At 71.5% G+C, this 9277-nt stretch carries 6 protein-coding genes; 1 reads left to right on the top strand and 5 read right to left on the bottom strand.

The genetic code is table 11. The features are described from left to right. Positions 1-9 precede the first annotated feature (9 nt). The 5 genes from K8612_RS18010 to K8612_RS17990 form a co-directional block, all read right to left on the bottom strand. Positions 10-747 (bottom strand): SDR family oxidoreductase, encoded by a 738-nt coding sequence (locus tag K8612_RS18010; protein WP_223763152.1) that lies wholly within the window; start codon positions 745-747, stop codon positions 10-12. Further along, the gene (locus tag K8612_RS18005; RefSeq protein WP_223763151.1) at positions 744-2108 is read right to left on the bottom strand and encodes an FAD-binding oxidoreductase; all 1365 of its coding nucleotides are present in this window, start codon (positions 2106-2108) and stop codon (positions 744-746) included. The genes K8612_RS18010 and K8612_RS18005 overlap by 4 nt, the downstream gene beginning before the upstream one ends. 13 nt (positions 2109-2121) lie before the next feature. Continuing rightward, complete coding sequence (locus K8612_RS18000) at positions 2122-3570, bottom strand: UbiA family prenyltransferase (protein ID WP_223763150.1); 1449 nt, start codon at positions 3568-3570, stop codon at positions 2122-2124. A gap of 130 nt (positions 3571-3700) precedes the next feature. Beyond that, entirely contained in the window at positions 3701-5083 is a 1383-nt protein-coding gene (locus tag K8612_RS17995) for a di-heme oxidoredictase family protein (protein WP_223763149.1), read from the bottom strand. Between the two features lie 85 nt (positions 5084-5168). Next, positions 5169-5957 carry a hypothetical protein gene (locus tag K8612_RS17990; RefSeq protein WP_223745004.1) on the bottom strand — a complete coding sequence of 263 codons (789 nt, stop codon included), beginning with the start codon at positions 5955-5957 and terminating at the stop codon, positions 5169-5171. A 321-nt stretch (positions 5958-6278) separates the two neighbouring features. Here K8612_RS17990 and K8612_RS17985 point away from each other — a divergent pair, with 321 nt between their 5' ends. Continuing rightward, on the top strand, positions 6279-9275 hold the full coding sequence (locus K8612_RS17985; RefSeq protein ID WP_223763148.1) for a DEAD/DEAH box helicase: 2997 nt from the start codon (positions 6279-6281) through the stop codon (positions 9273-9275). Positions 9276-9277 lie beyond the last annotated feature (2 nt).

Here is a 9277-nt window from a genome sequence, read left to right as displayed (position 1 = left end):
CGCCCGAAGCTAGAGCTTCAGCCGCTTGAACACGGGCTCCGGGATGCTGCGGATGATGAGCATGATGAGCGCCCAGAAGCCGGGGACGTAGACCTCGTTCTTGCGCCCGTCCGCGGCCTTCAAGAGGCCGCGCGCCACCTGCTCCGGCGACGCGAACAGCTTGTTCTTCGGCACGTGGGCCGTCATCGGCGTGTCCACGAAGCCGGGCTTCACCGTCACCACCGCCACGCCGGACTTCGCCAGCCGGTTGCGCAGGCCCTGGAGGAACACGGTCAGCGCGCCCTTGGACGCGCCGTAGACGTAGTTGCTCTGCCGACCGCGGTCTCCCGCCACCGACGAAATCACCACCAGCGTGCCTGCCTTCTGCGCCTCGAAGCGGTTGGCCAGCTCCGTCAGCAGCGACGCGGCGGAGAGGAAGTTCGTGCGCAGCACCACCTCCGCCGCCGCCCACGAGCGCTGGCTCTCCGCCTGGTCTCCCAGCACGCCATGCGCCAGCACGGCCCCGTCCAGCCCGCCCAAGGCCTGCCACGCGCGCTCCACGAGGCTCGCGTGCGCTTCACAGTCGTTCAAGTCCAGCGCGCGGAACTCCACCTTCTGCGCGCCACGCGTGGCCGCATCCCGGGCCACCGCCTCCAGGTTCGCGGCGTTGCGGCCCACCAGGTACAGCGAGGCCCCGCGCGCGGCGAGCAGCCGCACCGTGGCCTGGGCAATGGCGCTCGTGGCACCGAGGACAATGACTTTCTTCATGGGTTGGCGGCCTGACGGTCTTCCTGCGCGGGCAGGGGCAGCGGCACCGGGTTCACCCGGCGCCAGAAGGAGGACGAGAACGCGGGATCGATGTACGCGGAGAACTGCTCCCGCCTGGGGAAGTACGCCGCGAAGCTCTCCGGGCTCATGCGCGCGTCCTTGGCCGGGTACACCGCCCCGCCCGCCTCGCGCGTCACGCGGTCCAGCGACTCCACCAGGCGCCACGTCTTCTCGCCCTGGTTGGCGAAGTCCAGGGCCAGTGTGTACCCGGGGCGCGGGAAGGACAGCCACCCGGGGGACTTCAGGTCGCCAAACGTCTTGAGCACGGACAGGAAGCTGGGCAGCCCGCCCCGCGCGCTGCGCTCCAGGAGTTCCTTCAGCGCGTCGCGCGCGGTGGCGTGGGGCACCACGCACTGGAACTGGAGGAAGCCCCGGCGGCCGTAGATGCGGTTCCAGCCGTACACGCTGTCGAGCGGGTAGAAGAACGGATCGTAGTGCACGAGCCGGGGCGACGGCTTCATCCGCTCCCGGTGGTAGTACAGGAAGTTGAACGCCGACACCGACAGCCGGTTGAGGCAGAAGCCCGGCAGGTCGATGGGCACCGCGAGCCCGCTGCCATGCGACAGGTGGCTCTTCGCCAGGGGCAGCCGGTCGAACTGCGTGGGCGCGAAGTTGCCCCGGTAGAACAGTCCGCGCCCCAGCTTGCGTCCCCGCGCCAGGCAGTCCACCCACGACATGGTGAAGTCGTGGTCCGCCTCGGACTCCGCGGACACGCGCATGAAGCCGTCCAGGTTCTCGAACGGGACGGTCTCTTGAATCACGAAGGGGTTGCGGATGGGCTGGAGCTGCACCTCCGCCCACGTGATCAGCCCCGTGAGTCCCAGGCCGCCAATCGTCGCGCCGAACCAGTCCGGGTTCTCATCGGGCGCGCACATCCGGCGGCTGCCGTCCGAGCGCACCAGCTCGAACCTCCGCACGTGCCGGCCGAACGTCCCGGCCCGGTGGTGGTTCTTGCCGTGCACGTCGTTGGCGATGGCGCCGCCCACCGTGACGAACTTCGTGCCCGGCGTCACCGGCAGGAACCAGCCGCGCGGCACGGCCAGGCGCAACAGCGTGTCCAACGACACGCCTGACTCGCAGCGCACCACGCCCGTCGCCGGGTCGAAGTCGATGAGCCGGTCCAGGCCCTCGGTGAGCAGCACCGTGCCTCCGCCGTTGAGGCAGGAGTCGCCGTAGCTGCGGCCCAGGCCATGCGGCAGGACGGGGCCGTCCACCTGGGGCAGCGCGTCCGAGCGCCACACCAGCGCGCGCGTCCGCTGCTCCACGCGGGGGAAGCGTCCCCAGGAATCCGACGTGCTCATCGCCACGCTCCCGTCACGTCGCCACCCACAGCACCAGCGCGGCGATCGCGCCCACGACGTAGCTGACGCGGTCCCTCAGCGCGAAGACGAGCGGGTCCTCGTTCACGAGCCCCCGGTGCGCCAGCAACCAGATGCGCCCCACCCAGTACAGCATCACCGGGCACAGCAGCCACAGCCGCTCCGGGTGGGCATACAGCGCCGTGACCTCCTTGCTGGTGATGTAGAGGGCCAGCACCAGCACCGACACCTGGCCCGCCGCCGCGCCCAGGCTCGCGAGCTGCTCGTAATCCTGCGCCAGGTAGCCGCGCCCGGGGGCGGCGGTCTCGTTGGACTGGCGCAGCCGCCGCACCTCGCTCAGCCGCTTGAGCAGGGCCAGCGACAGGAAGAGGAAGGTGCTGAACATGAGCAGCCAGCTCGACGTGGGCACACCCACCGCCAGCGCGCCGCCGAAGATGCGCACCGTGTAGAGGCCCGCCAGCACCAGCACGTCCAGCATCACCACCTGCTTGAGCCGCAGCGAGTACGCCAGCGTGAGCACGAAGTACGCGGCCAGCAGCCCGGAGAACGACAGGGGCAGCGTCGCCAGCCCCAGCGCCGCGGCGCCCACCAGCAGCAGCGGCGCCAGCACGACGCCCGCGCGCACCGGCAGGGCCCCGGACGCGAAGGGCCGCTTCGACTTGGACGGGTGCCGCCGGTCCGACGCCAGGTCCAGCAGGTCGTTGATGATGTACACGCTGGAGGCGCAGAGGCTGAAGGCGGCGAACGCCAGCACCGCGCGCGGAGCCATGCCGCCCTGGGTGGCCTTGTGCGCCGCCAGCAGCGGCACGAAGACGAGCGCGTTCTTCGCCCACTGGTGCACGCGCAGCGCCTTCACCCAGGGGCGTATCCCTCCGGGCGGGGCCTCGAAGACGCGGTGCACGGGGCGGCCCAGCGCCTGGGCCTGGCGCAGCACGCCCGGCGCCGCATGCACCACGATGACCTGCCGGCACTCGCGCCACAGGTGCAGGTCCACCGCGTCGTTGCCCGCGTAGTCGAAGCGGCCCAGCAGCTCGCGCAGCCGCTCCAGCTTCCGCGCGCCGGACAGGTTCACCCCGGCTTCGCTGGCGACCACGGCGTGGAAGAGGCCCAGGTGGGCGGCCACCGCGTCGGCGATGCTCCGGTCCGCGGCCGTGGCCAGCACCAGCCGCCGCCCCCGGGCGTGCTCCTCGCGCAGGAAGGCGACGAGCTCCGCGTTGTACGGCAGCGAGGTGACGTCCAGCCGCGCGCGGCGGGCCACCTCCGCCTTGAAGAAGGCCTTGCCCCGCAGCACCCACCACGGCACCAGCAGCAGCAGCCACGGCGCGTGCTTGAGCAGCACGAGCAGGTTCTCGTGCAGCGTGTCCGTGCGCACCAGCGTCCCGTCCAGGTCGACCGCGAGCGGGACGTCGGGGGCATCCTCGGGAATGGGGGTCTGGGGCTGCATGAAGAGGGCCCGCAGGGTAACCCAAGGGCCCGGGGCGTCCCACCGCTCCGTACCTCCACGGCGGCCAAAGTCCCTCCAGGCGACGGTCCTCCCGGCCGCCATCCGGGCGGGAGGGCGTCCCGTCCGGGCCTCAGAGTGACTTCAGGAAGGCGAGCAGCGCGGCCCGGTCCTCCCGGGGCAGCCGCACGTAGCGTGCCTGCGCGGGGGCCGCCTCGCCGCCGTGCCAGAGGACGGCCTCCTCCAGGGAGCGGGCCCGGCCGTCATGCAGGAAGCGGGTGTGCCGGTTGACGGCCTCCACCAACCCGATGCCCCACAGGGGCGGCGTGCGCCACTCGCTGCCCGTGGCCAGACCGTCCGGACGCCCGTCCGCCAGGCCCTCGCCCAGGTCGTGCAGCAGCAGGTCCGTGTAGGGGTAGATGACCTGGCGGGAGACCTCGTCGAAGCCCTCCACCGTCCCCGTCTCCTGGGGCGTGTCCACGTGGCACGCCGCGCAGCCGATGGCGCGGAAGACGGCATGGCCCCGCTGGACCTCCGGCGCCTCCCAGTCGCGCCGCTTGGGCACGGCGATGAGGCGCATGTAGATCATCAGCAGGTCCATGTCGTCCTGGGACACCTCCGGTTCACCCGGGGCGTCCCGGCCCTGCTCCTGGCGGTAGAGCGTCGTGGTGACGCCCATGTCCGCGACGAGCGCATGCGCCACCTGCTGGCGCAGCGTGGGCTGGTTGGCCTTCCACCCGAAGCGGCCCAGGCGCGTCTCGCCCGTCTCCACGTCGAGCACCCGGTTGACCCGGCCGGAGATGCCGTCCCGGTCGCGGTCCTCGGGGTCGGCGCGGGCCACGATGTCGGCCTCCGGCAGCGCCTCCAGCAGGCCCAGGCCGAAGTTCACGGGCGACACGCGGGCGGAGAACAGGGCCCCTTCGCCCAGGGGGCCGTGCACCAGCCCCTGGAACTGGTAGCGCGGGCGCACGAGCGAGTACGGCTCACCGGTGGCGAAGGCGCCGCGCAGCTCCTCGAACTCGACGCGGACCTGGCCCTCCGGGACGTGGCCCTCCACGGCGTGCATGTCCAGTTGCATGCCGTACAGCGGGTGGGGACTGGCGCCGTCGGGCGCGCTCAACTGGAACGCCAGCGAGACGGGCGCCTCCGTGGGGCTCGCGGGCGGCTGGCCCCGGCCGTCCTTCACGTGGCAGGTCATGCAGCCGGTGGCGCTGAAGAAGGGCCCCGCCACGGCGGGACGCAACCGCGAGTCGCTCCAGTCGCGATCGAAGACGCCCTTGCCCGCGTAGAAGTCCGGCCAGCGCGAGCGCGGCATGTTCATGGGCGCGCGTCCGAAGGCGTTGCGGCCGGTGTCCGTCACCGTGGTGGCGCCGCCGGACTGCTCCACGTGCGGCAGGACGACCGGGGGCAGCGCGCCCAGCACCAGGGGTTCGGGGCGGCGGACGACGGTGGCCCATGCGGCGCCGATGAGCAGCGCTCCGGCGGAGATGCCAGCGAGAGACCAGGGCACGCGCATCGTCACGACTCCTCGACAAAAAATGACAAAGACAGACAGACACCACCGGGCGGGAACAGGAGCCCCCGCCCGGTGGAGGGACAGCCTACTTCTCCTGGCCGAAGGACTCGCCCGTCACGAGGAAGTCCGTGGCGCTGGCGTTCACGTCGATGCCGGAGAAGTGGCGGTACGGGTAGGCGCCGTCGCCAATCTCCTCGATGAACTCCGCCGTGTCGCCGACGATGGTCTGGCCGTTCGCGCCCTTGAGCGAGAACGTCGTGCCCGGCGAGCCCATGCGCCAGCCGCAGGCGCCATCGAGGCTGCTGTCACCACCGTGGAGGTACGAACGGTAGGAGAAGAAGTGCCAGTGCATGTTCCACCAGTTCACGAAGGACCACCAGTCGTAGAACGTGATGACGAAGGCCTGCGGCTGGTGGATGGTGTCCACGAGCCGGCCGTCGCGGTACACGTTCATCCGGTACGAGCCCGAGGGCGAACCGGTGAAGCCCGGCGTCACGTTCACCTGGCGGTCGGCGCTGGAGGTGATGCTCAGCGTGCTGACGACCTGATCGCCGTCGCGCGCGGACAGGGTGAGGCTGCCCTTCTGGCTGCCCACGCGGATCTGCGCCTGCTGGGACCAGGTGATGCCGGCGTTGAACGAGCTGGAGACGCCGTCCGTCTTCGCGTCCTTCAGCCCGGAGACCTGCACGCCCTTCTCGGAGACGGCCAGGGACGCGTTGCCCTTGGCGCAGGTGGTGATGCCGTCGAACCGCTGCACGCAATCCGCCTTGGCGGACAGCGTCGCGGACTGCGAACCTTCGGGAGACTGCGTCGGCTCACCCTGGCAACCAGCCACCAGGCTCAGGAACGCAGCCGCCAGGAGGCGACTCGTCATCTTCAGGTGCATGTGTGGGACCTCGACTGTGTGGGGGACACTGTCTGCTTCACTCACAACGGGCGGAGACGCGGGGCCCGGCAGGCGGATGCAAGGGGAGGCACCGGACGCGCGTTCCACCCCATCCCCCTGCACCTGCCACGCCACCTCCCAAGGTTTCGGGGCTTTCCTCGGAAGGCCCCGCCGCGGATGACACGGGTGTCGTGGCCGCTGTAGCGCCGCCGGTTACAGGAGCGCGGGACCGTGTGTCCCCCGGTGTCACAGCCACGCGCCCGGTGTCTTGCGCCGGGAGCGGCACGGGGCTAGGGAATCGCCCCTCGTATGTCGGCGCTCGCGGAACTGCTCGAAGCCATCCGGGAGGAGTCAGGCCCGGCCACGTGGTCCGCCGGACAGGCCCTGTCTCGCGCGGGGGTCGTGTCGGTGCAGTCCGTGGACGAGGAAGAGGTCGTCCTGCGGGTCCGCATCCCCGGCCGCCCCACCCCGCTCACCACGACCCTCTACCCCGAGGATGAAATCTGGGAGTGCGACTGCCGGGGGAAGGCGGACCCCTGCGAGCACGTCATCGCCGCGGCCATCGTCCTGCGGCAGGCGGAGGGCCGGAAGGCCACGGCGGCGGCGTCCCCTGCCCGTCCAGGTCCGGCATCCTCCGCGCCGCGCCCCGGCACCGCGCCCAAGCCGGAGCGGCTGGTGTACCGCTTCAAGCGCGCGGACGGAGGCCTCCAGTTGGAGCGGCTGGTGGTCCGGCCGGACAACACCGCGCGGCTGCTGGCCCGGAGCCTCGCGTCCGTGCTCCAGAACCCCGTGGAGGCCGCCCGCATCCAGGTGGAGCCGTGTGATCTGCTCGCGGACAAGCTGCTCGCGCAGCCCACACGCGGCGCGCTCCCGCAGAGCAAGCTGGACGCCCTGCTGCACGTGCTGGAGAAGGCGCGCACCGTCCTCTTCGACGGCCAGCTCGTCTCCGTCTCCAACGAGCAACTCCTCCCGCGAGTCACCGTCGAGGACCGGGGCGAGCAGACCGTGCTCAAGGTGGAGAAGGATCCACGCATCCATGAGCTGGTGAGCCCCGGCGTCGCGCTGTGCGCGGGCGCGCTCTGCCGGCTGGGGGAGCTGTCGCTCACCGGCGCGCGGCTGGAGAACCTGCCCCAGGAGCGCGTCTTCGCCCCGGAGCAGTTGGCGGACCTGACGAGCAAGGTGCTGCCGGACTTCGCCAGGCGCATGCCGGTGGACGTGAAGAGCCGGCGGCTGCCGCCCATCGACCGGACGCTCAAGCCGCGCATCTCGCTGGAGCTGGACAAGCTCGACACGGGGCTCTCGGTGCTGCCCACGCTGGTGTACGGCTCGCCGCCCACCGCGCGCATCGACAACGGGAAGCTCGTGTACCTCCAGGGCGCCGCGCCGGTGCGCGACGAGCCCGCGGAGACGAAGCTCATCCACCAACTGCGGGACGAGCTGAACATGGCGCCGGGCCGGCGCGTGACGGTCCACGGCAAGGAGGCCGTGCAGCTCGCGGACAGGCTGCGCAAGTGGCGCGGAGGCCTGACGGGGAACGCCGCGGGGGTGGTCAGCCCGGACGTGAAGCTCCGGCCGATGCTCACGCTGGATACGGCCTCCACCGACGCGGGCGTGCCGCGCGTGGGCTTCTCGCTCGACTTCCAGGTGGAGGGCCTGGGCCCCGGCGAGAAGCGCACCGTGGACGCGGGCGCGGTGATGCGGGCCTGGGAGGAGGGCCTGGGGCTGGTGCCGCTGGAGGGCGGAGGCTGGGCGCCCCTGCCCACGGGCTGGCTGAAGGCCCACGGCCAGCGGGTGACGGACCTGCTGGCCGCGCGCGAGCGGGACGGCCGGCTCGCGAACCACGCCATCCCGCAGCTCACCGGCCTGTGCGAGGCCTTGGAGCACCCCGCCCCGCCCGTCATGGAGCGGCTCGCGCCCCTGGTGCAGGGCTTCGAGAAGCTCCCCGAGCCCCTGCTCCCGAAGGACCTCACCGCGACGCTGCGCCCATATCAGTTGCAGGGCGTGAGCTGGCTCACCTTCCTGAGACAGGCGGGCCTGGGAGGCGTGCTGGCGGACGACATGGGTCTGGGCAAGACGCTGCAGACCATCTGCACGTTGGGCAAGGGAACGCTGGTGGTGGCACCCACGAGCGTGCTGCCCAACTGGGAAGCGGAGGTGAAGCGCTTCCGCCCGTCGCTGAAGGTGTCTGTCTATCACGGCGTGGGGCGCACGCTGGACGAGTCCGCGGACGTGACGCTCACCACGTACGCGCTCTTGCGGCTGGACGCGGCCCTCCTCGCGGCGAAGACGTGGGACACGGTGGTGCTGGACGAGGCGCAGGCCATCAAGAACCCGGACAGCCAGGTGGCGCGAGCGGCCTACGAGCTGGACGCGGCCTTCCGCATCGCGCTCAGCGGCACGCCCATCGAGAACCGGCTCGAGGAGCTGTGGAGCCTGATGCACTTCACCAACCGGGGCCTGCTGGGCGGTCGCAAGGCGTTCGAGGAGCGCTGGTCCCGGCCGGTGTCGGAGAACCAGAAGGGCGCCGCGGAGGCCCTGCGCGCGCGCATCCGCCCCTTCGTGCTGCGCAGGCTCAAGCGCGACGTGGCGCCCGAGCTGCCACCGCGCACGGAGGCCGTGCGGCACGTCACACTCACGGAGCAGGAGCGCGCCGTCTACGACGCGGTCCACGCCGCGACGCGCGAGGAGGTGGTGTCGCAGCTCGAGGAGGGCGGCAGCGTGCTGAAGGCGCTGGAGGCGCTGCTGCGCTTGAGGCAGGCGGCCTGTCATCCGGCGCTGGTGCCGGGGCAGCAGGCGAGGACGTCCTCGAAGGTGCAGGCGCTGGTGGAGGCGCTCGGCACGGCGGTGGCGGACGGGCACAAGGCGCTGGTCTTCTCGCAGTGGACGTCGATGTTGGACCTCATCGAGCCCGCGCTGCGCGAGGCGGACATCGGGTTCATCCGCCTGGACGGCGGCACGGCGAACCGGGGCGCGGTGGCGGCGTCCTTCCAGGACGAGAAGGGAGCGCCCGTGATGCTCATCTCGCTGAAGGCGGGAGCGACGGGGCTCAACCTGACGGCGGCGGACCACGTCTTCCTGGTGGATCCATGGTGGAACCCGTCGGTGGAAGCGCAGGCGGCGGACCGGGCGCACCGCATCGGGCAGCAGCGCCCGGTGATGGTGTACCGGATGGTGTCCCAGGGCACGGTGGAGGAGAAGATCCTCCTCTTGCAGGAGAAGAAGCGGGCCCTCTTCGAAGCCGCGCTCGGAGGCGCCACGGGAGGCGCCGCGCTCACGCGAGCGGACCTGATGCAGTTGTTGGATTGAGC

Source organism: Corallococcus sp. AS-1-6, from assembly GCF_020037015.1.
In the GTDB taxonomy this organism is placed as follows: Bacteria; Myxococcota; Myxococcia; order Myxococcales; family Myxococcaceae; genus Corallococcus.
Note: the sequence above shows the minus strand (reverse complement) of the source record. Positions and strands in the feature narration are given on the sequence as shown.